A 25,513-nucleotide genomic window follows, 5' to 3' on the forward strand; every position below is an offset into this window, starting at 1 on the left:
TACACATAATAAAGACCACTATTTTGGCGGAGGTGAAAGGTTTGAGTCTATTCGCCGCAATTGGATATATGGTTCGAGAAGTGTTTGTCTTTGTTTCTTATGTGAAGAATAATGCGTTCCCGCAGCCGTTATCATCAGATGATGAGAGAAAGTACTTAGAGTTAATGGAGCAAGGTGATGCTCAAGCGAGAAATCTTTTAATTGAACATAATTTACGGCTTGTAGCTCATATCGTTAAAAAATTTGAGAACACAGGAGAAGATGCAGAAGATTTAATTTCAATTGGTACGATTGGGCTCATTAAAGCGATTGAGAGCTATTCTGCAGGAAAGGGAACGAAGCTTGCGACGTATGCAGCACGCTGTATTGAAAATGAAATTTTGATGCATTTACGTGTACTAAAGAAAACGAAAAAAGATGTTTCACTTCATGATCCGATCGGGCAAGATAAAGAGGGCAATGAAATATCGCTTATTGATATATTAAAATCAGAGTCTGAAGATGTAATTGATATGATTCAGCTTAGTATGGAGTTAGAAAAAATTAAAGAGTATATCGATATTTTAGACGAAAGAGAAAAAGAAGTGATTGTGAAACGTTTTGGACTTGGGCTAGATAAGGAGAAAACACAGCGGGAAATCGCTAAGGCGCTTGGTATTTCTAGAAGCTACGTATCACGGATTGAAAAGCGTGCTTTAATGAAAATGTTCCACGAGTTTGTCAGGGCAGAGAAAGAGAAAAAAGCGAAAGAGTAAAGTGTATTAGAAGCAGCCATATTTAAAATAGGCTGCTTTTCTTATTGTAAATAAGAAAAGAAAACGCGTTATGCTAAGAAGAAATACATGTTCACTGTTGAAAATGACGGATTCTATCTGTAATATTAGAAGGTGCTAAATAATTTAAGAATAATACCATACTTAGTTTTCTGTATATATAATAAGGCTGCTTTATATGATATGTGGGAATAAGAACCAATTTTACATATGATATAGAAAGAAAAGAAGGGAAAACTAAAGTTATAGACTGATTAGGGGGTTTCGCAATTTGCGACGTACATTATATCGACTTATGATAGAACTTACAAATGGTCGCTTTACTTCTTATATATTACGTAAATTTGCACAATCTCGTTTGAGCTCTATCATTATTCCATCGTATGCGAAAGTTTTTCAAATTAATCAAGATGAGATGGAAAAGGGTTTGAAGGAATATAGAACATTGCATGAATTATTTACGCGTAAGCTAAAAGAAGGAAAGCGTAGTATTGATACAGATGCATCGAGTATCGTTAGTCCTGTTGATGGTGTTTTTGCAGATCAAGGCCCTATTGAGGATACAAAAACATTTGATATTAAAGGAAAGCGTTATTCGATTGTGGATATGCTAGGTAATGAAGAACGTGCAACGCGATATGCAGGCGGTACATATATGGTAATTTATTTGAGTCCAAGTCATTATCATCGCATTCATAGTCCGCTTTCTGGTTCTGTGACTGAAAGATTTGTACTCGGTAGAAAATCATATCCGGTAAATGCAGCTGGTATGGAATACGGGAAAGAACCACTGTCAAAAAATTATCGTTCTGTTACAGAAGTAAGCAGTGATGGCGAGCATATGGCTCTTGTAAAAGTAGGGGCCATGTTTGTTAATAGTATTGAGCTTTTGCATGAGAGAGACACTGTTCAAAAAGGTGAAGAAATGGCATACTTTACATTTGGTTCAACAGTTGTGTTATTGTTTGAAAAAGATATGATAGAAGTAGTGCAGGAATTAAAGAGTGGACAAGAGCTTCGTCTTGGTGAAAAAATAGCTACTCGCTTAGCTCATAAATAAAGAAAAGCTTTTATAACCGTAAGTAAGAGTTATGGGCAAAGATACTTAATGATGAAATCCCCTAGATGGGAGTACTTGTTTATTCGAGAGCCATCGTAGGATGGCTCTTTTTACAGGGCATCCAATAAATTATCCTTTAACTGTTTAATTGGTAAGGGCTGATTAAACTTTCACTTTATATGTAATCAAGATGATTTGACAAGCTTGTCCTCTAATGAGCGTCTAATGATTTCTTGTTTTATAAGTAAAATGAAGTCGGGATTTAATTTTAGTTCTTTTGCTTTATAATAAGACTCAGTGAGTAACTCAGTGGATAACTGTTCCATATGTTTTGTTTTCAAGGTGAGTCACCTCCTAATAATATAAGGATTGATTCGTTGATGCATTTAATGTACCAAAAAAATATGACAGTCACAAACGAGTGGTTATCCACATACCTAGGTGGATAAAGTGTGTATAGTTTGTTAGTAAATTCCAAATTAACTGAAAAATTAATGTGGAAAATGTGTACAATTTTATCCACAGGTTATATATCGAAAAATGTTGTCGAAAAATTTTATGAAAAATCCTCAAAGAGGTGAAAGAAATTGAAACTATTTTTACCAAATGAATATGTGAAAAATGTATATCATGTTCAACCAGAAGATTTAAAAAAACGTGGGATTAAAGGCGTTATTACTGACTTAGATAACACTTTAATTGAATGGGATCGTCCCAATGCAACACCGCAACTTGAAAAATGGTTCTTGGAAATGAAAGAGCAAGGCATTCAAGTAACGGTCGTTTCAAATAATAATGAGCAACGTGTAAAAGATTTTGCTGATCCATTAGGTATTCCATTTATTCATAGTGCACGTAAACCATTTGTTCGCGCATTTAAGCGTGCGATACAAGAGATGCGTTTGCAGCCAGATGAAGTTGTAGTAATTGGAGATCAGTTACTGACGGACGTGCTTGGTGGCAACCGAGTAGGCCTTCATACAATTTTAGTTGTACCGGTAGCACAAACGGACGGATTAGTAACGCGCTTTAATCGAAAAATTGAACGAAGAATTATGAAAAATATGAAGAAAAAAGGTTTAATTAACTGGGAGGAATAAAGTTTGACTGAAACAATTAAATGTATTGGTTGCGGTGTAGAAATTCAAACAGAAAATAAAAACGAAGTGGGGTATGCTCCTGCCTCATCTTTAGAGAAAGAACAAGTTATTTGTCAACGTTGTTTTCGCTTGAAGCATTACAATGAAATTCAAGATGTATCGTTAACAGATGATGACTTCCTACGCATTTTAAATGGAATTGGAAAATCAGATGCATTAGTAGTCAAAATTGTAGATATTTTTGATTTTAATGGTAGCTGGTTACCTGGCTTACATCGTTTCGTAGGGAATAATAAAGTATTACTTGTTGGAAATAAAGCTGATTTAATTCCAAAGTCAGTAAAACATGATAAAGTAAAACATTGGATGCGCTATAGTGCAAAGCAGCTAGGATTAAAACCAGAAGATGTCTTTTTAATTAGTGCAGCGAAGGGACAAGGAATCGCTGAACTAGCAGATGCTATTGAGTATTATCGCGGCGGCAAAGATGTTTATGTTGTTGGATGTACGAATGTAGGGAAATCGACATTTATTAATCGTATGATTAAAGAATTTAGTGATGAGACTGAAAATGTAATTACAACATCTCATTTCCCAGGAACAACACTTGATTTAATTGATATTCCATTGGACGAAGAGTCTTCTTTATATGATACGCCAGGTATTATTAACCACCACCAAATGGCTCATTATGTTGGAAAGCAGAGCTTAAAGCTTATTACACCAACAAAAGAAATTAAGCCGATGGTATTCCAATTAAATGAAGAACAAACGTTATTCTTTAGTGGATTGGCACGTTTTGATTATGTAAGTGGTGGTCGTCGTGCATTTACTTGTCACTTCTCGAATCGCTTAACAATCCATCGTACAAAGCTTGAGAAAGCAGATGAATTATATAAAAATCATGCCGGGGATTTACTAAGCCCACCAACGCCAGAAGAATTAGCAAATATGCCTGAGCTAGTGAAATACGAATTTAATATTCGTGAACCTAAAACGGATGTTGTATTCTCTGGATTAGGATGGGTTACTGTGAACGAACCAGGAGCAAAAATTGTTGCACACGTACCAAAAGGAGTAAGTGTTTCACTACGTAAATCTTTAATTTAATATGGAGAGGGATTTATGAAACAATTATATGGTGTAATCGGAAATCCAATTGGACATTCATTATCACCCGTTATGCATAACGATGCATTTGAACACTTGAATATGGATGCCCATTATCATGCGTTCCTTGTTGAAGAGGAATTGCTAGGGGAAGCAGTAAGAGGTTTAAAAGCATTAGGTATTTCAGGATTTAATGTAACAACTCCGCACAAAGTTGCTATTATGGAGTATTTGGATGAGATTGACCCATTGGCAAGGAAAATCGGTGCAGTAAATACAGTGGTTCATAAGGATGGAAGATTAATTGGCTATAACACAGACGGGATTGGTTTTGTTCGAGCGCTGCAGTCAATTAGTAATGAACCACTTCAAGGGAAACGTATTTTGTTACTTGGTTCAGGTGGTGCCAGCCGAGCTATTTATTTTTCTCTTGCTGATGTAGGTGTAAAAGAGATTGATGTAGCCAATCGTACAGTAGATAAGGCAAAGGAACTTATTGCTGCACGTACGGCCGATGTTAATTCTGTTGCTTTGTCGTTAGAAAAAGCGACAGAAGAACAAGGAAATTATGATATTATCATTCAGACGACAACGATAGGTATGCATCCACACGTAGAACATACGCCATTACAAATTTGTTCGTTAAAAAAAGGAACGATTGTATCAGATATAATTTATAATCCATTTGAAACGAAAATTTTATGTGAGGCAAAAGAGCAAGGTGCAATCATTCAAAATGGTATTGATATGTTTGTTTATCAAGGAGCACTTGCATTTGAAATGTGGACAGGACGCACGCCAAATATCGAGAGAATGAAACAATTAGTTATAGAAAAGCTTGGAGGCTAACATATATGTTAACAGGAAAACAAAAAAGATTTTTACGTGCACAAGCACATCATTTAACACCAATTTTTCAAGTAGGAAAAGGCGGAGTAAATGAAAATATGATTAAACAAATCGCAGATACTTTAGAAGCTCGTGAGTTATTTAAAGTAAGTGTATTACAAAACTGTGAATTTGATCGCCGTGAGGTTGCGGAAGAACTTGCAAAAGGTGCACGTGCTGAAATCGTTCAAGTAATTGGAAGCACAATCGTTTTATACAAAGAATCAAGAGAAAATAAACAAATTAAGCTTCCTCGATAAAAAGACTAGCGTGCGCTATTTTTATCGTTTATGCGTAATGATGTAGAGAGCGAAACCAATTGAACTTTTATTAATAGCAACTCTCTTCATTCCTAACCGAGGAGAGTTGCTGTATGTAAAAGGAAGGGGCGTTTCTTTTGAGAAAAATTGGCATCATTGGCGGTACATTTGATCCGCCTCACTATGGACATTTGCTAATTGCAAATGAAGTATATCACGCTTTGAACTTGGAAGAAGTATGGTTCTTGCCAAACCAGATTCCGCCACATAAACAAGGGCGGAATATTACAAGTGTAGAAAGTCGTTTACATATGTTAGAGCTCGCGACTGAGGCAGAAGAGCACTTTTCTATTTGTTTAGAAGAGCTAAGTAGGAAGGGCCCATCTTATACGTATGACACTATGTTACAATTGACGAAGAAGTATCCGGATGTGCAGTTTCACTTTATTATTGGTGGGGATATGGTTGAGTATTTACCGAAGTGGTATAACATTGAAGCTTTACTTAATCTTGTAACGTTTGTTGGAGTTGCAAGACCTGGGTATACATTGCATACACCATATAAGATTACTACAGTGGAAATTCCGGAATTTGCAGTTTCTTCATCCTTATTACGTGAGAGATATAAGGAGAAGAAAACGTGTAAATATTTACTTCCCGAAAAAGTACAGGTATATATCGAGAGGAATGGGTTGTATGAATCGTGAGAATGCACTGCATATTGTCAAACAACAAATGCATGAAAAACGTTATATACACACAATTGGTGTAATGGAGACAGCGATTGAGCTTGCTAAGTTATACGGTGTGGACGAGAAAAAAGCAGAGATGGCAGCTATATTCCATGATTATGCGAAATGTAGAGCAATTTCAGAGATGGAAGAAATTATTAAACGTGAAGATTTGCCGAAAGACTTACTTTGCTATAACAAAGAGTTATGGCATGCACCTGTTGGGGCATACTTAGTAGAAAAAGAAGTAGGCATTACGGATTCTGAAATTTTGCAAGCTATTACATATCATACAAGTGGTCATGAGAATATGACGATGTTAGATAAAGTGATTTATGTAGCTGATTACATTGAACCTGGGCGAAAGTTTCCAGGAGTGGAAGAGGCTCGTAAACTCGCATATACGGATATAAATCAAGCTTTATTATTTGCGTTAAAGAGAACAATTCAATTTTTAATGGAAAAAGATCAGACGATTTATCCATTAACATTCCAAACATACAATGCAGTTATCAAGGAGGAAATGAGTAAATGAACGATAAAGATTTATTAGTATTAGCGGCAAAAGCAGCTGATGATAAGAGAGCAGAAGATATGGTTGTCCTAAATATGCAAGGTATTTCACCAATTGCAGATTATTTCATTATTTGTCACGGAAATTCAGACAAACAAGTGCAAGCAATTGCACGTGAAATTAAATCAAAAGCACATGAGTTCCAAATCGACGTACAACGTATGGAAGGGTTTGACGAAGCACGTTGGGTATTAGTTGATCTTGGAGATGTAGTTGCTCATGTATTCCATAAAGATGAGCGTAATCACTATAATTTAGAGCGTCTATGGGGCGATGTGCCACGTGAAGATATTACAGAAGAGTTAGGCCAATGAAATACGAACAATTTGCATTGTTGTACGACGAACTAATGAATGATGTCCCTTATGATAAATGGGTGGAATTTACAGAGGAAAGTTTACAGCAGGCAGATATGAAAGAGGCAAAAATTCTTGATGTAGCATGCGGTACAGGTAATGTAACCCTGCCGCTTGTGCAAAAGGGTTACGATTTAATAGGTGTCGATCTTTCAGAAGAAATGTTAACAGTCGCTCAGCAAAAACTAGGAGGAGAGGGATACTTTATTCCTTTTTATCAACAAGACATGCGAGAGCTTGATGTTCCAGGTGAGTTTGATTGTGTAACCATCTTTTGTGATTCATTAAATTATGTATTGCAAGAAGATGGAGTACAAGAAACATTTAGAAGAGTATTTCACCATTTACGTCAAGATGGTTTGTTTTTATTTGATGTACACTCTTTATATAAAATACATCATGTATTTCAAAATGAAACGTATACAGTGAATGGAGAAGAAATATCTCTTATTTGGAATTGCTTCCCTGGTGAAGAATCAAATAGTGTAGAGCATGATTTAACATTCTTTGTTCAAGATCCAGAAGAAGATGTGTACCATCGGTTTGACGAATGTCACGTGCAACGTGCATATCAAGTGGAAGAGTTAACGAAATGGCTTGAAGAAGCAGGTTTTACAGTGCTTCGTGTAACAGGTGATTTTGAGCGACTTGAAGTTACAGAACAAACAGAGCGTATTTTCTTCATGGCGAAGAAAAACGGATAAAAACAAAAGCAACCGAGAAGGTTGCTTTTGTTTTATAAAGAAGATGTATTTTTAGTTCTAGCATAATCTGAAGATTATATGCGTAAAGTGTGGGAATAGTAGTTGAAGTGAAAATGTATTGTAAAAAAGTAAGTATTTATAAAAAGGATTTGGAATGAAAATGACGTATTTATTATGTGTGTTTATTGAATTGCTGATCAACGCATTCTAAATCTTCATCAAATTTTTCATGTGTTCGCTCGATTAACTTATGGAACATATCTCCAACGTGCTCTTCTAAAACCCGAATGCCTTCCCCAGTAACGCCGCCTTTCACGCAAACCTTTTCTTGTAAGGTAGGTAATGTGAAGATTTCTTTTTCAAGTAATTTCCCCATCCCCACGACCATTTCACTTACTAAAGTAGTAGCCTCTTCGTGTGTAATATTTGTTTTATCTACAGCAGCGTTAATGAAGCATTGTAGTAAATAACTAAAGAAAGCAGGACCGCAACTTGCTATATCAGATGAAACGCGCGTTATATCTTCTTTTATTACAAGAGGTGTAGAAATGTTTTTGAATAGACGAAGTAGTTTTTGTTGCCATTCTTCAGAGCAATTATCTCCAAATGTAAATAGTGAGGCGCCAGAGAGCGCGCGATTTGTGATACTTGGAATGATACGCGCGACGTGGCAAGGTACGAGAGTCTCTAATTGTGATGGAGATATTGGACTTGTAATAGAAACTAAGCACGTTTCATCAGAAAAATGTTCAGCGTATTTTTTTAGGATAGGGTATATATCTATCGGCTTAACACAAATAAAAATAAGTTGTGATTGTTCGATTACTTCCGGGATTGTTTTTGCTATCTGAACAGAAGGGTATTTTTCTTTTATATGATATGCTTTTGCAGGCGTCCGATTAATGATTGTAAGGCACGAAGGTTTGACAGCACGGGTTTCTAAAAATGCATCGATTAGTATATTCCCCATGTTTCCTGTCCCTATAATTCCTATGTTCAAAGTTTCATCCCTCCTTCGTAACAGCTTTCTCCTAAACAATATGAATGATGTTATAAATTTATGATTAGAGGTGTAAAATGATGTGGGATTTTCCGAAAAAGTGGTTAGGTTTAGTAGCTATTATTGGAACTTTACTTTTTCTTGTTTTTTGGAAAACGAATCAGAGTGTAGAACGAACGCCTATTACAATGAATGTACAAGAGAAGGAGATAGAAAAAAAGGGTAAACCGAAAATATCGGATACAAAGGAACAGAAAAGAACAATTATAATTGATGTGAAAGGAGCGGTCAGTAAAGAAGGGGTATATGAAATGAAGGAAGGAGATCGCGTAAAGGATGCGGTTCAAAAGGCTGGTGGTTTTTTATCAGAAGTAGATATGAAAAAAGTGAATTTAGCACAAATTGTACAAGATCAAATGCTTCTTTATATACCGAGTAAAAATGAGTCAGAACAAGAGGTGCTTACTTCTTCTAAGGAAGATGGCAAGATTCGAATAAATACAGCGGCGAAAGAACAACTAGAAAAAATTACAGGGATTGGCTCTCGAAAGGCAGAAAGTATTTTGAAATATCGAGAAGAACATGGTCCGTTTCAGAAAATAGAAGATTTATTAGAGATTGATGGGATTGGTGCGAAGTCTCTTGAAAAGATAAAAGATCAAATTATTATTCCGTAAAAGATTGACGAAGTTTTTCTTCTTTCGCTACACTACAAGTAGACAAAAAAGTAGGTGAAAAATATGGAACGAATTTCATGGGATCAATATTTTATGACGCAAAGCCATCTACTATCTTTGCGTAGTACATGTACAAGGCTTGCGGTAGGAGCGACAATCGTTCGCGATAAACGAATTATTGCTGGTGGGTATAATGGTTCAATTAAAGGTGGCGTACATTGTATAGATGATGGTTGTTACGTAATCGATAATCATTGTGTTCGGACAATTCATGCCGAAATGAATGCTTTATTACAATGTGCCAAGTTTGGTGCGAAAACAGAGGAAGCAGAAATTTACGTTACGCATTTCCCTTGTTTACAATGTTGTAAGGCAATTATTCAAAGTGGTATTACAGCGGTTTATTATGCACAGGATTATAAAAATCATCCATACGCCATAGAGTTATTTGAACAAGCGAACGTAACAGTGAAGCACGTTCCGCTAGAATATGATATTGCTGCATTAGAGGAGCAAAAACGTTATACAGAGTTGAAAGAATTATTTGCGTCTTTAGAAAAAGATAATTTATCAATGGAAGAATTACAGCATGTATTCACGAAAGCAAAAATGATGCTATAAGGAGTGAGTATAAGTTGCAGGAACAATGGGGGTATGTTGCAATCTCGTTTATAATAGGGGTTGCAATTGCCTTTTCCTCGTCACTTTTATTGATAGTTTTTTGCCTCTTTTTAAATGTTTTCTTCTGTTTATATCGCACTTCGCGTAAAACCTTCATTTTTTGTATTGTAGCGTGCTTTAGTAGCGCTATATACACTTCCTATGTTCAAACGTGGAATAAGCCTCTAGGGGAGTCCTATGGAGTTACAAGAGGGGTTATACAAAATACGCCGCTTGTTAATGGGGATCGCCTATCTTTTCAATTTGAAGATCAGAATAAAAATATAGTGCAGTTAAGTTATAGAATCAAATCAGTCTTGGAAAAGAAAAAAATGCAACAATTATACGCAGGGATATCATGTGTATTCGAGGGTGAGAGGAAAGAACCGGAAACAGCTCGGAATTTTCATGGTTTTAATTACCGTGATTATTTATACAAACAACATATTCATTTCACATTTGAGGCTACATATATTTCTGAATGCTATAAAACATCACTGTCGCTCACGCAATGGATTCTTCTTTTAAGGCAACAAGCAATCTCGAAAGTTACAGAAATGTTTCCAGAGCAATCAGGTGCTTTTATGAATGCATTACTATTTGGTGATAGACAACAAATGACGTTTGAAGTGGAAGAGCAATATCAACAATTTGGTCTTGTACATTTGTTAGCAATTTCAGGTTCGCACATTGTATTGTTAATGGTGATAGTATATTTTATTTTGCTAAGAAGCGGTGCGACGAGGGAGGTAACAACAATTTTCCTTATCGTTTGTATTCCTTTGTATATGGTTTTAGCAGGGGCGTCACCCTCTGTTATAAGAGCTTCTATAACAGGAGTTTTGATGTTGATTGCTTTTATGTGCTCGATTCGTTTATCTAGTTTAGATGCTTTAAGTGTCACAGCTATATGTATGCTTATATATGACCCTTATCTTGTTTTTAATATTGGATTTCAGTTTTCTTTTGTAGGCAGCTTCGCTTTACTTTTGTCTGCTCCGTTATTGTTAGGGAGTAGCAACGGAGTAATCCGAAATTCTATTTATATTTCTATCATTTCACAGCTCGTTAGTACTCCGATTTTGTTATATCACTTTGGTTATTTTTCTCCATATAGCATTCTCCTCAATCTCTTATACGTTCCGTTTTTATCTATCATTGTATTACCATGTAGCATTATTATTTTACTGTGTATGCCAATTGTCCCGTTTCTCGCAAAAGGATTTGCAGATGTATTATCAATAGGCTTGAGTATGTCTAATGATTTTCTAAGTTATTGTGAAAGTTTACCATTTACCCAGCTTATTTTCGGGAAGACGCCCTTCAATCTTGTAGCTGTATATTGCGCCAGTATTGTCAGTATATTGATGGTTTGGGAACGGAGAGCGCCGAAAAAAATAGTTTGTATAGTTGCGAGTGTATTTCTTTTTATTAGCACATGTCATTATATATATCCATATTTTAGAGGAAGCGGAAGTGTAACATTTATTGATGTTGGACAAGGTGATGCAATATTAATTCGCCTTCCGTATGATAAAGGGATTTATCTTATTGATACAGGTGGAACGCTTCGTGTAAATAAGGAAGAATGGCAACAAAAAAAGCATGAATTTTCTGTTGGAAATGATGTTTTAATACCCTTTTTACAAAAAGAAGGTATTAAAACAATTGATAAATTAATCGTAACGCATGGAGATGCAGATCATATAGGTGCTGCGCAAGAATTATTATCATATATACCTGTAAAAGAAGTGGTATTTGGCCGAAAGGGAAAAGATGCAGTATTAGAAAAAGTAGTCAAGAAACAGGCATTAGAAAAGGAAATGAAAATAACTGAAGTGGGGGAAGGGGAGGGTTGGAGTGTAAATGAAGCGGAATTTTTCGTTTTAGCTCCAAAAGGAAAAGAAAAAAGCGAAAATAACGCTTCAATTGTAATATGGGCAAAATTTGGAGGGTTGAAGTGGCTATTTACAGGCGATTTGGAAGAAGAAGGGGAAAAGATTTTAGTAGAGGCATATCCAGATTTACAAGTGGATGTTTTAAAAGTTGCTCATCATGGGAGTAATACGTCATCTATAGAGCCTTTTTTGAACGTCATACAGCCTCGTGTAGCGATTATATCTGTTGGTAAGCAGAATAGGTATGGACACCCGCATAAAGAAGTGATAGAGCGTTTTGAGAAGATGGGGAGTGCGATATGGCGCACGGACAAGCAAGGTGCTATTTCCTATGTTTTTAAAGGGGAAAATGGAACCTTTAAAAGTAAAATCACATATGATAAAACACATAATAGATGAAAAAGAGAAGACTGCCATGAAGTGGCAGTCTTTAAGAACCGATAAATTTAATAACAGTTGCAATGATGAAAAGTGTTGCGAAAAAACCAAATGAGACGATAAATCCTACCCCTGAATCAATAGCGTCATTGCGTTTACTTTGAACGTTTTGTTCAAAATCATTCATTTAGAATCCCTCCCCAACATTCCACTTTAGTATAAAATATTGTCAGAAAAAAATCTACAATTTCCATATGAAGAGAAAACGAGCTTTTTTGTTACTTTTAAATCATGAAGTAATGTGAGTTTTTCGTTTCCAAGCATGTTAACAGTTGGCACTTATACTCAAATTTTTATTGCGAATAATAAAGGGAAGGTGATTACCGCACACCAATAAGAAACCCGGGGCTTATTGCGTGGCGTTTAATATAAATAAAGGGACGGGTTATAAAGCCTGTTCCTTTGTACTTGTAAAACAAAAGCTAGGGCATTAGTATAAATATATATTGCCAAGTTAGGGAGTAGGAAAAAGTATGAGTGATATACATAAAAAAATTAAAAAGAAACAGTTTGCTCCGTTATATTTAATATATGGAACGGAAGCTTTTTTTATAAATGAAACGATAAAGCTTATTACGACAGAAGCACTTGAAGAAGAAGATCGAGAGTTTAATGTTGTGACATACGATTTAGAAGAAGCGTATTTAGAAGATGTGGTTGAGGATGCGCGTACGCTTCCTTTCTTTGGAGAACGGAAAGTACTGTTAATAAAATCACCGCTATTTTTGACTTCGCAAAAAGAAAAGTTAGAGCAAAATATAAAAATTTTAGAAGAATACATTGGTGAACCTTCTCCATTTTCTATTCTTGTTTTTGTTGCGCCTTACGAAAAACTTGATGAGCGAAAAAAAATTACAAAACTATTAAAGAAAACAGCAGATGTAGTAGAAGCGAATGCGATGCAAGTACAGGATGTTCAGAAGTGGATTGTTGCTCGTGCAGATGAAGTGCATGTGCATATTGATAACGCGGCTGTTAGTTTGTTGCTAGAGCTTGTGGGAAGTAATGTAACGATGTTGGCGAAGGAAATGGACAAGTTAACGTTATACGTTGGTATGGGCGGAGAGATTACGACGAAACTTGTTGCAGAGCTTGTGCCAAAATCAGTTGAGCAAAATGTATTTGCTTTGACAGAAAAAGTGGTGAAAAAAGATATTGCAGGTGCAATGCAAATTTTGGATGGATTATTTACGCAGCAGGAAGAGCCGATTAAATTGCTTGCGTTATTAGTGAGTCAATTCCGCTTGTTGTATCAAGTGAAAGAGCTACAGCAACGTGGTTATGGACAAAATCAAATTGCGTCTCATGTTGGTGTACATCCGTATCGTGTAAAGTTAGCAATGAATCAAACGAAGTTTTTCTCTTTTGAAGAATTAAAAAAAGTGATTATAGAATTAGCGGAAGCTGATTATAGTATGAAGACGGGAAAGATGGATAAGAAGCTTGTGCTCGAATTTTTCTTAATGCGATTAAATCATATGTGATGACACAAAAAAGTTCATGTACTTAGTGCATGAACTTTTTTGTGTATAAAAAAACGATCCAAATGGATCGTTTTTTAAACGCCTTACGCGTTTACTTGTTTCGCTAAGCGAGATTTTTGACGAGCTGCAGCGTTTTGGTGGATAAGACCTTTACGAGCTGCTTTGTCAAGTTTTTTAGAAGCAGTTTTGAAAGCTTCTTTAGCATTTTCAAGATCGTTATTAGTAACTAAAGCTTCTACAGTTTTAACAGCAGAACGCATGTCAGACTTGATAGAAGCGTTATGTGCACGACGCTCTTCGCTAAGTTTAGCGCGTTTGATAGCAGATTTGATGTTTGCCATACTTTTCACCTCCCTGGTGCAATCGAATGACTCGATTCTTACATAGAACAAGTGATATTCTATCAAACGGTGAAGAGAATTGCAATAGTATATCCATGAAATTTCACGTAAAGGAAAGAATGACCTTATATAACTTTGGGAAATCTAACGATATTTACTATGAATTACGGAGGAGATACGATGAAAGAACCATTAGATTTAAGTAAATATAGCATTAGAACTGACCTGGCTGTAGAAGCTCATGAAATGTTGCAAGAAAGCCAAGAAGAACAAAAAGGGATACAGGGAGTTATTGTAAAAGAGAGGGAAGAAGAAGGTACTATAATTACAAAAGTAACAATTGATGAAGCTGCCTCTGAAGCGATGGGGAAAAAACCTGGAAATTATTTAACGCTTGAAGTACAAGGTATACGTCAGCAAGATACAGAACTTCAACAAAAAGTGGAGCGTATTTTTGCAAAAGAATTTTCTAATTTCTTAGAAGAGGTTGGCGTTACAAAAGAAGCAAGCTGTTTAATTGTAGGTCTTGGGAATTGGAATGTAACACCAGATGCTCTTGGACCGATAGTTGTAGAAAATGTATTAGTAACGAGACATTTGTTTCAATTACAGCCTGAAAGTGTAGAAGAAGGGTTTAGGCCTGTTAGTGCAATTCGGCCGGGGGTAATGGGAATTACAGGGATCGAAACGAGCGATGTTATTTATGGGATTATTGAGAAGACGAACCCGGACTTTGTAATTGCGATTGACGCATTAGCTGCCCGTTCTATTGAACGAGTAAATAGCACGATACAAATTTCTGATACTGGAATTCATCCCGGATCGGGGGTTGGGAATAAACGTAAAGAACTAAGTAAAGACACATTAGGTATCCCTGTAATCGCGATTGGTGTTCCGACTGTGGTCGATGCTGTTTCGATTACAAGTGATACGATTGATTTTATTTTGAAACATTTCGGCCGAGAGATGAAAGAAGGAAATAAACCTTCACGCTCTTTGTTACCAGCGGGATTTTCATTTGGAGAAAAGAAAAAATTAACGGAAGAAGATATGCCGGATGAAAAGAGCAGAAATATGTTTTTAGGTGCTGTTGGTACGTTGGAAGAAGAAGAAAAAAGAAGGCTGATTTATGAAGTGCTATCTCCTCTTGGTCATAATTTAATGGTAACCCCAAAAGAAGTAGATACTTTTATTGAGGATATGGCGAATGTAATAGCGAGTGGTTTAAATGCGGCGCTGCATCATCAAATTGATCAAGATAATACGGGAGCATATACACATTGAGGGGAACAGATGATTATCGTTTGAGTCGCTTTACGCTTTTGTGTATATGTAGTGTGGCTTTATGTTTACTTATGATGATAGCAGGAGTGGCACTTGCTAATCATGGTTTGAAAAGTATGAAAGGCTATCAGCAACTGTCATATGAACAAATAGCTCATATGACAGGGACAGAAAGTACAGGTGCTGAATCAGAAATTTTGGGTAGCTCGTTTTCGGCCTCAGAAAAACAACAACAGTTAGAACGTTTAAGAAGTTTTAATGTTGTAGAAGGAATTGGGATGGCAGTAGCAAGTGTAGCTTATGAAATGACGAAGTTCGGAACGGATATCGTTGTTGGGAAAATAAAAGGAATTTTTAGCTAAGAGTAACATGGGAGGCGGTTGTTTTACTGGTTTGTAAGACAGCCGTTTTAAAATTTGAAAAGGGTTTGTCTCTTATGGTTTATTCGCATAAGATATAGATAGAATGATTTGTATCGTAAGCAGCACGAGTTTTCATTGAATCTTTGTTGCTCTATTGATATAATCAGTGCTAGTGTATATTGGCGAGACTATTAGGAGTTGAGAACATAGATGAATAAAGAAGAAAGAGCAAAAAGACAGTCCAAAATTCGTAATTTCTCTATTATTGCTCATATTGACCACGGAAAATCAACGTTAGCAGACCGTATTTTAGAGAAAACAAACGCGTTAACACAACGTGAAATGAAAGCTCAGTTGCTTGACTCTATGGATTTAGAGCGTGAGCGTGGTATTACAATCAAATTAAACGCAGTACAATTAAACTATAAAGCAAAAGATGGTGAAGAATATATTCTTCATTTAATTGATACACCAGGACACGTCGACTTTACGTACGAAGTATCTCGTAGTTTAGCGGCTTGTGAAGGCGCGATTCTTGTAGTAGATGCAGCGCAAGGTATTGAAGCGCAAACGTTAGCAAACGTATACTTAGCGCTTGATAATAATTTGGAAATTTTACCAGTTATTAATAAAATCGACTTACCGAGTGCGGATCCAGAACGTGTACGTCAAGAGGTAGAAGATGTAATTGGTTTAGATGCATCAGAAGCGGTACTTGCTTCTGCGAAAGCTGGAATTGGTATTGAGGAAATTTTAGAACAAATTGTTGAAAAAGTACCAGCTCCGGCGGGTGATTCAGAAGAGCCGTTACAATGTATGATTTTCGACTCTTTATATGATCCGTACCGCGGTGTAATTGCTTATATCCGTGTTGTAAATGGAACAGTAAAAGTTGGCGATAAAGTACGTATGATGGCAACGGGTAAAGAATTTGAAGTAACAGAAGTAGGTGTATTTACACCGAAAACTACGCAACGTAACGAGTTAACAGTAGGTGATGTAGGTTTCTTAGCAGCATCGATTAAAAATGTTGGTGACACACGCGTTGGTGATACGATTACACATGCGAAACGTCCAGCTGCAGAGCCGTTAGCAGGTTACCGTAAGTTAAACCCGATGGTATTCTGTGGTCTGTATCCAATTGACTCTGCTCGTTATAACGATTTACGTGATGCATTAGAAAAATTAGAGTTAAACGATTCTGCTCTTGAGTTTGAACCAGAAACATCTCAAGCGCTAGGATTTGGTTTCCGTTGTGGTTTCTTAGGGCTTCTTCACATGGAAATCATTCAAGAACGTATTGAACGTGAATTTAAGATTGACTTAATTACAACAGCGCCAAGCGTTATTTATAAAGTTTATTTAACTAACGGTGAAGATGTTATTGTTGATAACCCATCTAATATGCCAGATCCACAGTCTATCGATCGTGTAGAAGAGCCGTTTGTGAAGGCTTCAATTATGGTTCCGAATGACTATGTTGGAGCTGTAATGGAGATTTGCCAAGGTAAACGTGGAACGTTTATTGATATGCAATATTTAGATGAAACGCGTGTTACATTAACATATGAAATCCCGTTATCAGAAATCGTATATGACTTCTTCGATCAATTGAAATCAAATACGAAAGGGTATGCATCATTTGACTACGAGTTAATTGGCTATAAGCCATCTAAACTTGTGAAAATGGATATTCTTTTAAATAATGAACAAGTGGATGCTTTATCATTTATCGTACACCGTGATTCAGCGTATGACCGTGGTAAAGTAATCGTAGAGAAATTAAAAGAATTAATTCCGAGACAACAGTTCGAAGTGCCAATTCAGGCGACTATCGGAAATAAAGTTGTAGCACGTTCTACAATTAAAGCGATGCGTAAAAACGTACTTGCAAAATGTTACGGCGGTGACATTTCTCGTAAGCGTAAACTTCTTGATAAGCAAAAAGAAGGTAAAAAACGTATGAAGTCTGTTGGCTCTGTAGAAGTACCGCAAGAGGCATTCATGGCTGTACTGAAAATGGATGACAACTAATATTTGAAATAAAAAAGAAGTCGTTTGTGCGGCTTCTTTTTTCTGTATAATTACTTTTTAGACATCTGAGCAGCTCTCATTTACAATAATGAGAGAGCTTTTTAGTTCATATAGAGTTAGGAGATTGTTAATGTCCGAAAATATTCGAAAAGATATTCAAGATAAAATACAAAATGGTAATTTTAATTGTGAAAAGGAATTGACGCTTTCTATTATTAGTGGAAAGTGGAAAGTTGTGATACTGTGGCATCTTGGTGTGGAAGGGCCGCATCGTTTCAGTGAATTACAACGGTTATTCCCAAGCATTTCTCATAAAGTTTTGTCGAACCAATTAAAAGAGTTAATGGAAGATGGGATTGTTGATCGGACAGTATATCCCGAAATTCCTCCTCGCGTTGAGTATTATATGACGGAACTAGGCATGTCACTTTTACCGATCGTTGAAATGATGTATGATTGGGGAAAAATGCGAATGGAACAAATTCGTAATACGTTAGAGAAGTAGAGAACCCTCCGGAGTGCGGAGGTTTTCTTTTTAGAAAGGTAGGAGTTATATTTGGTACAAGCTGCATACATTCATATTCCGTTTTGTCAGCACATTTGTCACTATTGTGATTTTAATAAAGTGTTTATTGAACGCCAACCGGTTGATCAATATTTAGATTATTTAGAGAAGGAAATAATAAATACGGTTCAAAAAGTTCCATTTGATAGTATGAAAACGATTTTTGTGGGCGGGGGAACTCCGACAGCGTTAAATATGGAACAGACAAAAAAATTACTCGAGATTATTAATCGTCATTTGCGTCCGTTCGCCCCGAATTGTGAATTAACATTTGAAGCGAATCCAGGAGATCTACCGAAAGAGAAGCTAAATGTACTGCTAGAAGGTGGAGTGAATCGAATTAGTTTTGGTGTGCAAACGTTCCGTGATGAACTGCTTGAGAAAATCGGGCGCAAGCATACGAGGGAAGATGCATTCCTAGCGATTCGAGAAGCACAGGAAGTAGGCTTTAAAAATATTAATGTAGATATTATTTATGCTTTGCCAGGACAGACGATAGAAGATGTAAAAGAAACATTAGATATTGCTTTTACGCTTGGTGTACAACATTTCTCGGCATATTCATTAATTGTGGAACCAAAAACAGTATTTTATAACTTAATGAACAAAGGGAAATTGCGTCTTCCGGGTGAAGACCATGAAGCGAAAATGTATGAAATAGTAATGGATGAAATGGAGAAACACGGTTATAACCAGTATGAAATTAGTAATTTCTCAAAAGGTGACAATAAAAGTAGACATAATCTCACATACTGGAATAATGAAGAGTATTATGGATTTGGAGCTGGAGCTCATAGTTATGTGAACGGAGAACGTATTCAAAATGTTGGTCCCCTGAAGCAATATTTTAATAAAATTGATGAAACAGGATTTCCATATTTAGATGTTCACAAAGTGACGGAGAAAGAAAGAATGGAAGAAGAGCTGTTCTTAGGGCTTCGAAAAACAAAAGGTGTTTCTAAAACGGCGTTCCGCAATAAATTTAATGTAGAGATGGATCAAGTTTTCGCGAAGCAGTTACAAAGCAACCAAGAGAAGGGATTGCTTGAAGAGGAAGATGGACATGTGCGTTTAACGCGAAAAGGAAAATTATTAGGGAATGAAGTATTCCAATCATTTTTGATTGACTAATTAAATGTTCCATAGGCGTGAAAAAGTTTCATTATTTCGTGACGTTTCCGTTGACAATTGAATGTCAATTTTGGTAAGTTATTAATAGATTTAGCACTCAAAGACAAAGAGTGCTAACAGAGGTGATGATGAGATGCTTACGGAACGTCAGCTCTTAATTTTACAAACAATTATTGATGACTTTATTGGATCAGCGCAGCCCGTTGGGTCTAGAACGTTGGCTAAAAAAGATGAAATTACATTTAGTTCAGCTACTATTCGAAATGAAATGGCGGACTTAGAAGAATTAGGTTTTATTGAAAAAACGCACAGTTCTTCTGGACGTGTTCCTTCTGAGAAAGGTTACCGATTTTATGTAGACCATCTTTTAGCTCCGCAAAACTTACCGAACGCTGAAATTGTACAAATTAAAGATTTATTTGCCGAAAGAATTTTTGAAGCGGAAAAAATTGCACAGCAATCTGCTCAAATTTTATCAGAACTTACGAATTATACGGCCATTGTTCTTGGACCGAAGTTAAGTACAAATAAACTTAAAAATGTACAAATTGTGCCGCTTGATCGTCAAACTGCAGTCGCTATTATTGTAACCGATACAGGGCATGTACAAAGTAAAACGATTACCGTTCCGGAATCTGTTGATTTATCAGATTTAGAAAAAATGGTTAATATTTTAAATGAAAAGCTATCTGGCGTACCGATGGAAGAACTTCATAATAAAATCTTTAAAGAGATTGTTACAGTTTTACGTGGGTATGTTCATAATTACGATAGTGCAATAAAAATGTTGGATGGTACATTTCAAGTTCCTTTATCGGAAAAGATATACTTTGGAGGAAAAGCAAATATGCTTTCGCAGCCAGAGTTCCATGACATTCAAAAGGTTAGATCTTTACTTACCATGATTGATAATGAAGCCGAATTTTATGACATTTTGCGTCATAAACAAGTCGGGATTCAAGTGAAAATTGGTAGGGAAAACTCTTCGACGGCTATGGAGGATTGTAGTTTAATTTCTGCAACATATTCAATCGGCGAAGAGCAACTTGGAACAATTGCTATTTTAGGTCCTACGAGAATGCAATACTCTCGTGTAATTAGTTTGTTACAGTTATTTACGAGACAATTTACTGATGGGCTTAAAAAGTAAATGAGAGTAATACATTCGCTCAAGTGATGAAATTTTCATTGCTGTGTGTAATATATAATGCTTAGGTAATCATGCTATGCATGATACCTAATACCTTTTAAGGAGGTGAATATTGTGGAAGAGCGTAACGAACAAGTGGTAGAAGAAGTAAAAGAAGCGCAAGTTGAAGAAGCTGTCACGCCAGAAAACAGTGAAGAAACTGTAGAAGAAAAAAGTGAGGCTGCTCTTTTACAAGAAAAAGTAGATGAGTTACAAGCGAAACTAACGGAAACGGAAGGTCGCACATTACGTCTACAAGCTGATTTTGAAAATTATAAGCGCCGTGTCCAAATGGATAAACAGGCTGCTGAAAAATATAGAGCACAAAGTCTAGTTTCAGACATCTTGCCAGCTCTTGATAATTTTGAAAGAGCAATGCAAGTGGAAGCGACTGATGAGCAAACGAAATCCTTGTTACAAGGTATGGAAATGGTGCATCGTCAATTGTTAGAAGCGCTGACTAAAGAAGGTGTGGAAGTGATTGAAGCTGTTGGTAAACAGTTTGATCCTAATGAACACCAAGCTATTATGCAAGTGGAAGATAGTGAATTTGAATCAAACGCGGTTGTGGAAGAATTCCAAAAAGGTTATAAATTAAAAGACCGTGTGATTCGCCCATCAATGGTAAAAGTAAATCAATAATTTACATAAAACTAGGAGGATTCGCCATGAGTAAAATTATCGGTATTGACTTAGGTACAACAAACTCTTGTGTAGCTGTTATGGAAGGTGGAGAACCAAAGGTTATCCCAAATCCAGAAGGGAACCGTACAACACCTTCTGTTGTAGCTTTCAAAAATGAAGAACGTCAAGTTGGGGAAGTTGCAAAGCGCCAAGCAATTACAAACCCAAATACAATCATGTCTGTTAAACGTCATATGGGTACAGACTACAAAGTAGAAGTTGAAGGTAAAGATTATACACCTCAAGAAATTTCTGCAATCATTTTACAAAACTTAAAAGCTTCTGCTGAAGCATACTTAGGTGAAACAGTAACGAAAGCTGTTATTACAGTACCTGCATACTTCAACGATGCAGAGCGTCAAGCAACGAAAGATGCTGGTCGTATCGCTGGTTTAGAAGTTGAGCGTATCATTAACGAGCCAACAGCAGCAGCACTTGCTTACGGTTTAGAAAAACAAGACGAAGAACAAAAAATCTTAGTATATGACTTAGGTGGCGGTACATTTGACGTATCTATCCTTGAGTTAGCAGACGGCACATTCGAAGTTATTTCAACTGCTGGTGACAACCGTCTTGGTGGCGATGACTTTGACCAAGTTATCATCGATCACTTAGTAGCTGAGTTCAAAAAAGAAAATAACATTGATTTAAGCCAAGATAAAATGGCGCTTCAACGCTTGAAAGATGCAGCTGAAAAAGCGAAAAAAGATCTTTCTGGTGTAACACAAACTCAAATTTCATTACCATTCATTAGTGCTGGAGCTGCTGGTCCATTACACTTAGAATTAACGTTAACAAGAGCGAAATTCGAAGAGCTTTCAGCAGGTCTTGTTGAAAGAACATTAGAGCCAACTCGTCGTGCATTAAAAGACGCTGGTTTTGCTCCAAGCGAATTAGATAAAGTTATTCTTGTTGGTGGATCTACTCGTATCCCAGCTGTACAAGAAGCTATTAAACGTGAAACTGGTAAAGAGCCATATAAAGGTGTAAACCCTGATGAAGTTGTAGCATTAGGTGCTGCAGTTCAAGGTGGCGTACTTACTGGTGATGTAGAAGGCGTTCTATTATTAGACGTAACTCCACTTTCTTTAGGTATTGAAACTATGGGTGGCGTGTTCACGAAATTAATCGAGCGTAACACTACAATTCCAACAAGTAAGTCACAAGTATTCTCGACAGCTGCTGATAATCAACCAGCAGTAGACATTCACGTATTACAAGGTGAGCGTCCGATGTCAGCTGACAACAAAACGTTAGGTCGTTTCCAATTAACTGACCTTCCACCAGCACCACGTGGTATTCCACAAATCGAAGTAACATTCGATATTGATGCGAACGGTATCGTTAACGTACGTGCGAAAGACTTAGGAACAAGCAAAGAGCAAGCTATTACAATCCAATCTTCTTCAGGTCTTTCTGATGAAGAAGTAGAACGTATGGTACAAGAAGCGGAAGCAAATGCTGACGCTGACCAAAAACGTAAGGAAGAAGTTGAACTTCGTAATGAAGCTGACCAACTTGTATTCCAAACAGACAAAGTTGTAAAAGATTTAGAAGGTAAAGTAGATGCAGCTGAAGTTGCAAAAGCAACAGAAGCGAAAGAAGCATTACAAGCTGCAATTGAGAAAAACGAGCTTGAAGAAATTCGTGCGAAAAAAGATGCTTTACAAGAAATCGTACAACAATTAACTGTTAAATTATACGAGCAAGCTCAAGCAGCTGCTGGTCAAGCAGAAGGTGCGCAAGGTGCACAAGACGCTGGCGCGAAGAAAGACAATGTAGTTGACGCTGAGTTTGAAGAAGTAAAAGAAGACAAGTAATTCAACTGTAAACATAATAAGTAAGATGACAAAAAGTCAAAGTCAAGCGTGCCTTGACTTTGGCTTTTTTCACGAATGAGAAGCGATGTGTGAGGATCTTAAGTTTTTCGCTTTGCATACTGTAAGTGAGGAAACTTTGTTGCAAAGCACTTTCTTTCGGTGTTAAAATTACGTTTATGTGAAAGATTCGGGGGTTGTAAATTTATGAGTAAACGAGACTATTATGAGGTCCTTGGACTTAGCAAGGGCGCTTCAACAGATGAAATAAAAAAAGCGTATCGTCGTTTGGCTAAAAAATACCATCCAGACGTAAGCAAAGAAGAAAATGCAATTGAAAAGTTTAAAGAAGTACAAGAAGCATACGAAGTGTTAAGTGATGATCAAAAGCGTGCGCAGTACGATCAATTTGGTCATGCTGGTGCAAATCAAGGATTCGGTGGATTTGGCGGCGGAGGAGACTTCGGCGGTGGCTTCGGTTTTGAAGATATATTTAGTTCTTTCTTTGGCGGTGGCGGCGGCAGACGTCGTGATCCAAATGCTCCGCGCCAAGGCGCTGACTTACAATATCAAGTCACTTTAGATTTTGAAGAAGCTATTTTTGGTAAGGAATTAAATGTGGAAATTCCAGTAGAAGATCCATGTGATACTTGTAAAGGCAGTGGAGCAAAACCAGGAACTTCAAAAGAAACATGTAAACATTGTTCAGGTTCTGGTCAAGTGAGTGTTGAACAAAACACACCGTTTGGCCGTATCGTAAACCGTCAAGCTTGTGGTCATTGTTCAGGAACTGGACAAATTATTAAAGAAAAATGTACGACATGTCACGGTTCAGGTAAAGTTCGTAAACGTAAAAAAATTAATGTTAAAATTCCAGCGGGTATTGATAACGGTCAACAAATTCGTGTGTCTGGAAAAGGTGAAGCCGGCGTAAATGGCGGACCAGCAGGAGACTTATATGTTGTTGTTCATGTAAGAAATCATGAATTCTTCGAGCGTGAAGGAGACCACATTATTTGCGAAATGCCATTAACATTTGCACAAATGGCACTTGGTGCTGAAGTGGAAGTCCCTACTGTTCATGGTAAAGTGAAGCTGAAAATCCCAGCAGGAACACAAACTGGAACAGAGTTCCGCTTAAAAGGAAAAGGTGCTCCGAACGTACGTGGATACGGTCAAGGAGATCAATATGTAGTCGTTCGTGTTGTTGTACCGACGAAATTGACTTCACAGCAAAAAGATTTATTACGTGAATTTGCAGGACAAGAAGAGCAGGATGATAGTTTATTCGGAAAGCTTAAACGTGCTTTCAAAGGGGAATAATGGAAATAAAAAATGGAGTTGGTAAATTGTGAAATGGTCAGAAATTAGTATTCATACAACAGAAGAAGCAGTAGAAGCTGTCTCTCATATTTTACATGAAGCTGGTGCTAGCGGAGTTGCGATTGAGGATCCAGCGGAGTTAACGAAAGAGCGCGAGCAACAATATGGTGAAATTTATGCATTGAATCCAGATGAATATCCGGCGGAAGGTGTATTAATAAAAGCATATTTCCCGCAAACCGATTCTTTACATGAAACGATTGCAGGTGTAAAATCATCTATTGATGTGCTTCCATCTTACGACATCGAAATTGGTACTGGAAATATTACCGTTAACGAAGTCAATGAAGAAGATTGGGCTACTGCTTGGAAAAAATATTACCATCCAGTACAAATTTCTGATACATTCACAATCGTACCGACTTGGGAAGAATATACACCATCTTCTCCTGATGAAAAAATCATTGAATTAGACCCGGGTATGGCGTTTGGTACAGGAACTCATCCAACAACAACGATGTGTATCCGTGCTTTAGAAAAAACAGTACAGCCAGGTGACGCTATTATTGATGTAGGAACAGGTTCTGGTGTACTTAGTATTGCAGCAGCAAAATTAGGTGCGTCTTCTGTTCAAGCGTATGATTTAGATCCGGTTGCGGTTGAAAGTGCAGAAATGAATGTACGTTTAAATAAAACAGATGATATCGTGTCTGTTGGACAAAATAGTCTTTTAGAAGGTATTGAAGGTCCTGTTGATTTAATCGTAGCTAACTTATTAGCAGAAATTATTCTATTATTCCCTGAAGATGCAGCAAGAGTTGTGAAGTCAGGTGGATTATTTATTACATCGGGCATTATTGCTGCGAAGGAAAAAGTAATTTCTGAGGCGCTAGAAAAAGCTGGATTTACAATTGAAGAAGTGTTACGAATGGAAGATTGGGTAGCAATTATTGCACGAAATGCGTAATATAGATTTTAGTCTATAATGAAAAGGGGAGTCTCTCACTATAAGGTGAGGGACTTGCCGTTTGTTATATGAAAAATGATAACGTTTCGTTCTTTTCGTAAGT

Annotated in this window: 28 protein-coding genes; 24 read left to right on the forward strand and 4 right to left on the reverse strand. The window is 36.8% G+C overall.

Annotated elements, in window-relative coordinates; genetic code table 11:
* Positions 1-41 precede the first annotated feature (41 nt).
* Complete coding sequence (gene sigK, locus MKY38_RS00310) at positions 42-755, forward strand: RNA polymerase sporulation sigma factor SigK (protein WP_000051382.1); 714 nt, start codon at positions 42-44, stop codon at positions 753-755.
* A gap of 289 nt (positions 756-1,044) precedes the next feature.
* Complete coding sequence (locus tag MKY38_RS00315) at positions 1,045-1,833, forward strand: phosphatidylserine decarboxylase (RefSeq protein WP_001255002.1); 789 nt, start codon at positions 1,045-1,047, stop codon at positions 1,831-1,833.
* 185 nt (positions 1,834-2,018) lie between these two features.
* On the opposite strand, the gene MKY38_RS00320 is transcribed toward MKY38_RS00315, so the two are convergent.
* Entirely contained in the window at positions 2,019-2,174 is a 156-nt protein-coding gene (locus MKY38_RS00320; RefSeq protein WP_000850094.1) for a sporulation histidine kinase inhibitor Sda, read from the reverse strand.
* A gap of 246 nt (positions 2,175-2,420) precedes the next feature.
* On the opposite strand from MKY38_RS00320, the gene MKY38_RS00325 reads away from it, so the two are divergent.
* The 8 genes from MKY38_RS00325 (at position 2,421) to MKY38_RS00360 (ending at position 7,556) form a co-directional block, all read left to right on the forward strand.
* The gene (locus tag MKY38_RS00325) at positions 2,421-2,933 is read left to right on the forward strand and encodes a YqeG family HAD IIIA-type phosphatase (RefSeq protein WP_000765314.1); all 513 of its coding nucleotides are present in this window, start codon (positions 2,421-2,423) and stop codon (positions 2,931-2,933) included.
* 3 nt (positions 2,934-2,936) lie between these two features.
* The gene (yqeH, locus tag MKY38_RS00330) at positions 2,937-4,043 is read left to right on the forward strand and encodes a ribosome biogenesis GTPase YqeH (protein ID WP_000140799.1); all 1,107 of its coding nucleotides are present in this window, start codon (positions 2,937-2,939) and stop codon (positions 4,041-4,043) included.
* A gap of 15 nt (positions 4,044-4,058) precedes the next feature.
* A complete protein-coding gene (gene aroE / locus MKY38_RS00335) occupies positions 4,059-4,892 on the forward strand; it encodes a shikimate dehydrogenase (RefSeq protein ID WP_000812076.1) in 834 nt (277 codons plus the stop codon).
* Positions 4,893-4,897: 5 nt separating this feature from the next.
* Positions 4,898-5,191 carry a ribosome assembly RNA-binding protein YhbY gene (gene yhbY / locus MKY38_RS00340; RefSeq protein WP_000955224.1) on the forward strand — a complete coding sequence of 98 codons (294 nt, stop codon included), beginning with the start codon at positions 4,898-4,900 and terminating at the stop codon, positions 5,189-5,191.
* A gap of 137 nt (positions 5,192-5,328) precedes the next feature.
* Positions 5,329-5,898 carry a nicotinate-nucleotide adenylyltransferase gene (nadD, locus tag MKY38_RS00345; protein ID WP_001226048.1) on the forward strand — a complete coding sequence of 190 codons (570 nt, stop codon included), beginning with the start codon at positions 5,329-5,331 and terminating at the stop codon, positions 5,896-5,898.
* Positions 5,888-6,457 carry a bis(5'-nucleosyl)-tetraphosphatase (symmetrical) YqeK gene (gene yqeK / locus MKY38_RS00350; protein ID WP_001078477.1) on the forward strand — a complete coding sequence of 190 codons (570 nt, stop codon included), beginning with the start codon at positions 5,888-5,890 and terminating at the stop codon, positions 6,455-6,457. Before nadD ends, yqeK begins: the two co-directional genes overlap by 11 nt.
* Positions 6,454-6,810 (forward strand): ribosome silencing factor, encoded by a 357-nt coding sequence (gene rsfS / locus MKY38_RS00355; protein ID WP_000998173.1) that lies wholly within the window; start codon positions 6,454-6,456, stop codon positions 6,808-6,810. The genes yqeK and rsfS overlap by 4 nt, the downstream gene beginning before the upstream one ends.
* A complete protein-coding gene (locus tag MKY38_RS00360; RefSeq protein WP_000873069.1) occupies positions 6,807-7,556 on the forward strand; it encodes a class I SAM-dependent methyltransferase in 750 nt (249 codons plus the stop codon). The genes rsfS and MKY38_RS00360 overlap by 4 nt, the downstream gene beginning before the upstream one ends.
* A 172-nt stretch (positions 7,557-7,728) precedes the next feature.
* On the opposite strand, the gene comER is transcribed toward MKY38_RS00360, so the two are convergent.
* Positions 7,729-8,556, reverse strand: coding sequence for a late competence protein ComER (comER, locus tag MKY38_RS00365; RefSeq protein ID WP_001020560.1), 828 nt, complete (start codon positions 8,554-8,556; stop codon positions 7,729-7,731).
* Between the two features lie 77 nt (positions 8,557-8,633).
* Here comER and MKY38_RS00370 point away from each other — a divergent pair, with 77 nt between their 5' ends.
* The 3 genes from MKY38_RS00370 (at position 8,634) to MKY38_RS00380 (ending at position 12,190) form a co-directional block, all read left to right on the forward strand.
* Positions 8,634-9,233, forward strand: a complete 600-nt coding sequence (locus tag MKY38_RS00370; protein ID WP_078439772.1) for a helix-hairpin-helix domain-containing protein — start codon at positions 8,634-8,636, stop codon at positions 9,231-9,233.
* A gap of 63 nt (positions 9,234-9,296) precedes the next feature.
* A complete protein-coding gene (locus tag MKY38_RS00375) occupies positions 9,297-9,854 on the forward strand; it encodes a ComE operon protein 2 (RefSeq protein WP_000439773.1) in 558 nt (185 codons plus the stop codon).
* A gap of 14 nt (positions 9,855-9,868) precedes the next feature.
* Positions 9,869-12,190 (forward strand): DNA internalization-related competence protein ComEC/Rec2, encoded by a 2,322-nt coding sequence (locus tag MKY38_RS00380; protein WP_114555865.1) that lies wholly within the window; start codon positions 9,869-9,871, stop codon positions 12,188-12,190.
* 31 nt (positions 12,191-12,221) lie between these two features.
* Here the strand turns inward: MKY38_RS00380 and MKY38_RS00385 are convergent, their stop codons facing one another.
* A complete protein-coding gene (locus MKY38_RS00385; RefSeq protein WP_000997609.1) occupies positions 12,222-12,356 on the reverse strand; it encodes a YqzM family protein in 135 nt (44 codons plus the stop codon).
* Positions 12,357-12,702: 346 nt separating this feature from the next.
* Between MKY38_RS00385 and holA the strand changes: the two genes are divergently transcribed.
* Complete coding sequence (holA, locus tag MKY38_RS00390; protein WP_065222842.1) at positions 12,703-13,713, forward strand: DNA polymerase III subunit delta; 1,011 nt, start codon at positions 12,703-12,705, stop codon at positions 13,711-13,713.
* Between the two features lie 83 nt (positions 13,714-13,796).
* Here holA and rpsT read toward each other — a convergent pair whose 3' ends face one another.
* Complete coding sequence (gene rpsT / locus MKY38_RS00395) at positions 13,797-14,054, reverse strand: 30S ribosomal protein S20 (protein WP_001274011.1); 258 nt, start codon at positions 14,052-14,054, stop codon at positions 13,797-13,799.
* A 180-nt stretch (positions 14,055-14,234) separates the two neighbouring features.
* Here rpsT and gpr point away from each other — a divergent pair, with 180 nt between their 5' ends.
* The 10 genes from gpr to prmA all read left to right on the forward strand — a co-directional run bounded on the left by gpr (position 14,235) and on the right by prmA (position 25,410).
* Positions 14,235-15,338 carry a GPR endopeptidase gene (gene gpr, locus MKY38_RS00400; RefSeq protein ID WP_065222843.1) on the forward strand — a complete coding sequence of 368 codons (1,104 nt, stop codon included), beginning with the start codon at positions 14,235-14,237 and terminating at the stop codon, positions 15,336-15,338.
* Positions 15,335-15,700 (forward strand): YqxA family protein, encoded by a 366-nt coding sequence (locus tag MKY38_RS00405; protein WP_001215037.1) that lies wholly within the window; start codon positions 15,335-15,337, stop codon positions 15,698-15,700. The genes gpr and MKY38_RS00405 overlap by 4 nt, the downstream gene beginning before the upstream one ends.
* Positions 15,701-15,910: 210 nt before the next feature.
* Complete coding sequence (gene lepA, locus MKY38_RS00410) at positions 15,911-17,734, forward strand: elongation factor 4 (protein WP_065222844.1); 1,824 nt, start codon at positions 15,911-15,913, stop codon at positions 17,732-17,734.
* Between the two features lie 130 nt (positions 17,735-17,864).
* Positions 17,865-18,239 carry a winged helix-turn-helix transcriptional regulator gene (locus tag MKY38_RS00415; RefSeq protein ID WP_001293539.1) on the forward strand — a complete coding sequence of 125 codons (375 nt, stop codon included), beginning with the start codon at positions 17,865-17,867 and terminating at the stop codon, positions 18,237-18,239.
* A 51-nt stretch (positions 18,240-18,290) separates the two neighbouring features.
* Positions 18,291-19,430: a radical SAM family heme chaperone HemW gene (gene hemW / locus MKY38_RS00420; RefSeq protein ID WP_065222845.1), complete on the forward strand. Its 1,140-nt coding sequence runs from the start codon at positions 18,291-18,293 to the stop codon at positions 19,428-19,430.
* A 133-nt stretch (positions 19,431-19,563) separates the two neighbouring features.
* Positions 19,564-20,580, forward strand: a complete 1,017-nt coding sequence (gene hrcA / locus MKY38_RS00425; RefSeq protein WP_000954941.1) for a heat-inducible transcriptional repressor HrcA — start codon at positions 19,564-19,566, stop codon at positions 20,578-20,580.
* A 114-nt stretch (positions 20,581-20,694) separates the two neighbouring features.
* Complete coding sequence (grpE, locus tag MKY38_RS00430; protein WP_000392711.1) at positions 20,695-21,261, forward strand: nucleotide exchange factor GrpE; 567 nt, start codon at positions 20,695-20,697, stop codon at positions 21,259-21,261.
* Between the two features lie 26 nt (positions 21,262-21,287).
* Positions 21,288-23,123 (forward strand): chaperone protein DnaK, encoded by a 1,836-nt coding sequence (gene dnaK, locus MKY38_RS00435; RefSeq protein ID WP_000034700.1) that lies wholly within the window; start codon positions 21,288-21,290, stop codon positions 23,121-23,123.
* A 204-nt stretch (positions 23,124-23,327) separates the two neighbouring features.
* Positions 23,328-24,443: a chaperone protein DnaJ gene (gene dnaJ, locus MKY38_RS00440; protein WP_000043946.1), complete on the forward strand. Its 1,116-nt coding sequence runs from the start codon at positions 23,328-23,330 to the stop codon at positions 24,441-24,443.
* Between the two features lie 28 nt (positions 24,444-24,471).
* Positions 24,472-25,410, forward strand: a complete 939-nt coding sequence (gene prmA, locus MKY38_RS00445) for a 50S ribosomal protein L11 methyltransferase (RefSeq protein ID WP_000872097.1) — start codon at positions 24,472-24,474, stop codon at positions 25,408-25,410.
* The last annotated feature ends 103 nt before the right edge of the window (positions 25,411-25,513 follow it).

It is taken from the genome of Bacillus sp. FSL R5-0585 (assembly GCF_038004545.1).
Taxonomy (GTDB): Bacteria; Bacillota; Bacilli; order Bacillales; family Bacillaceae_G; genus Bacillus_A; species Bacillus_A cereus.

Bases quoted from the DNA above. Each gene is read 5' to 3' on its own strand.
- MKY38_RS00375 (WP_000439773.1), top strand. From the start codon at position 9,297: ATGGAACGAATTTCATGGGATCAATATTTTATGACGCAAAGCCATCTA.
- dnaJ (WP_000043946.1), top strand. From the start codon at position 23,328: ATGAGTAAACGAGACTATTATGAGGTCCTTGGACTTAGCAAGGGCGCT.
- holA (WP_065222842.1), top strand. From the start codon at position 12,703: ATGAGTGATATACATAAAAAAATTAAAAAGAAACAGTTTGCTCCGTTA.
- aroE (WP_000812076.1), top strand. From the start codon at position 4,059: ATGAAACAATTATATGGTGTAATCGGAAATCCAATTGGACATTCATTA.
- yhbY (WP_000955224.1), top strand. From the start codon at position 4,898: ATGTTAACAGGAAAACAAAAAAGATTTTTACGTGCACAAGCACATCAT.
- rpsT (WP_001274011.1), bottom strand. From the start codon at position 14,054: ATGGCAAACATCAAATCTGCTATCAAACGCGCTAAACTTAGCGAAGAG.
- hrcA (WP_000954941.1), top strand. From the start codon at position 19,564: ATGCTTACGGAACGTCAGCTCTTAATTTTACAAACAATTATTGATGAC.
- lepA (WP_065222844.1), top strand. From the start codon at position 15,911: ATGAATAAAGAAGAAAGAGCAAAAAGACAGTCCAAAATTCGTAATTTC.
- MKY38_RS00385 (WP_000997609.1), bottom strand. From the start codon at position 12,356: ATGAATGATTTTGAACAAAACGTTCAAAGTAAACGCAATGACGCTATT.
- MKY38_RS00360 (WP_000873069.1), top strand. From the start codon at position 6,807: ATGAAATACGAACAATTTGCATTGTTGTACGACGAACTAATGAATGAT.
- gpr (WP_065222843.1), top strand. From the start codon at position 14,235: ATGAAAGAACCATTAGATTTAAGTAAATATAGCATTAGAACTGACCTG.
- rsfS (WP_000998173.1), top strand. From the start codon at position 6,454: ATGAACGATAAAGATTTATTAGTATTAGCGGCAAAAGCAGCTGATGAT.
- dnaK (WP_000034700.1), top strand. From the start codon at position 21,288: ATGAGTAAAATTATCGGTATTGACTTAGGTACAACAAACTCTTGTGTA.
- yqeK (WP_001078477.1), top strand. From the start codon at position 5,888: ATGAATCGTGAGAATGCACTGCATATTGTCAAACAACAAATGCATGAA.
- MKY38_RS00370 (WP_078439772.1), top strand. From the start codon at position 8,634: ATGATGTGGGATTTTCCGAAAAAGTGGTTAGGTTTAGTAGCTATTATT.
- MKY38_RS00415 (WP_001293539.1), top strand. From the start codon at position 17,865: ATGTCCGAAAATATTCGAAAAGATATTCAAGATAAAATACAAAATGGT.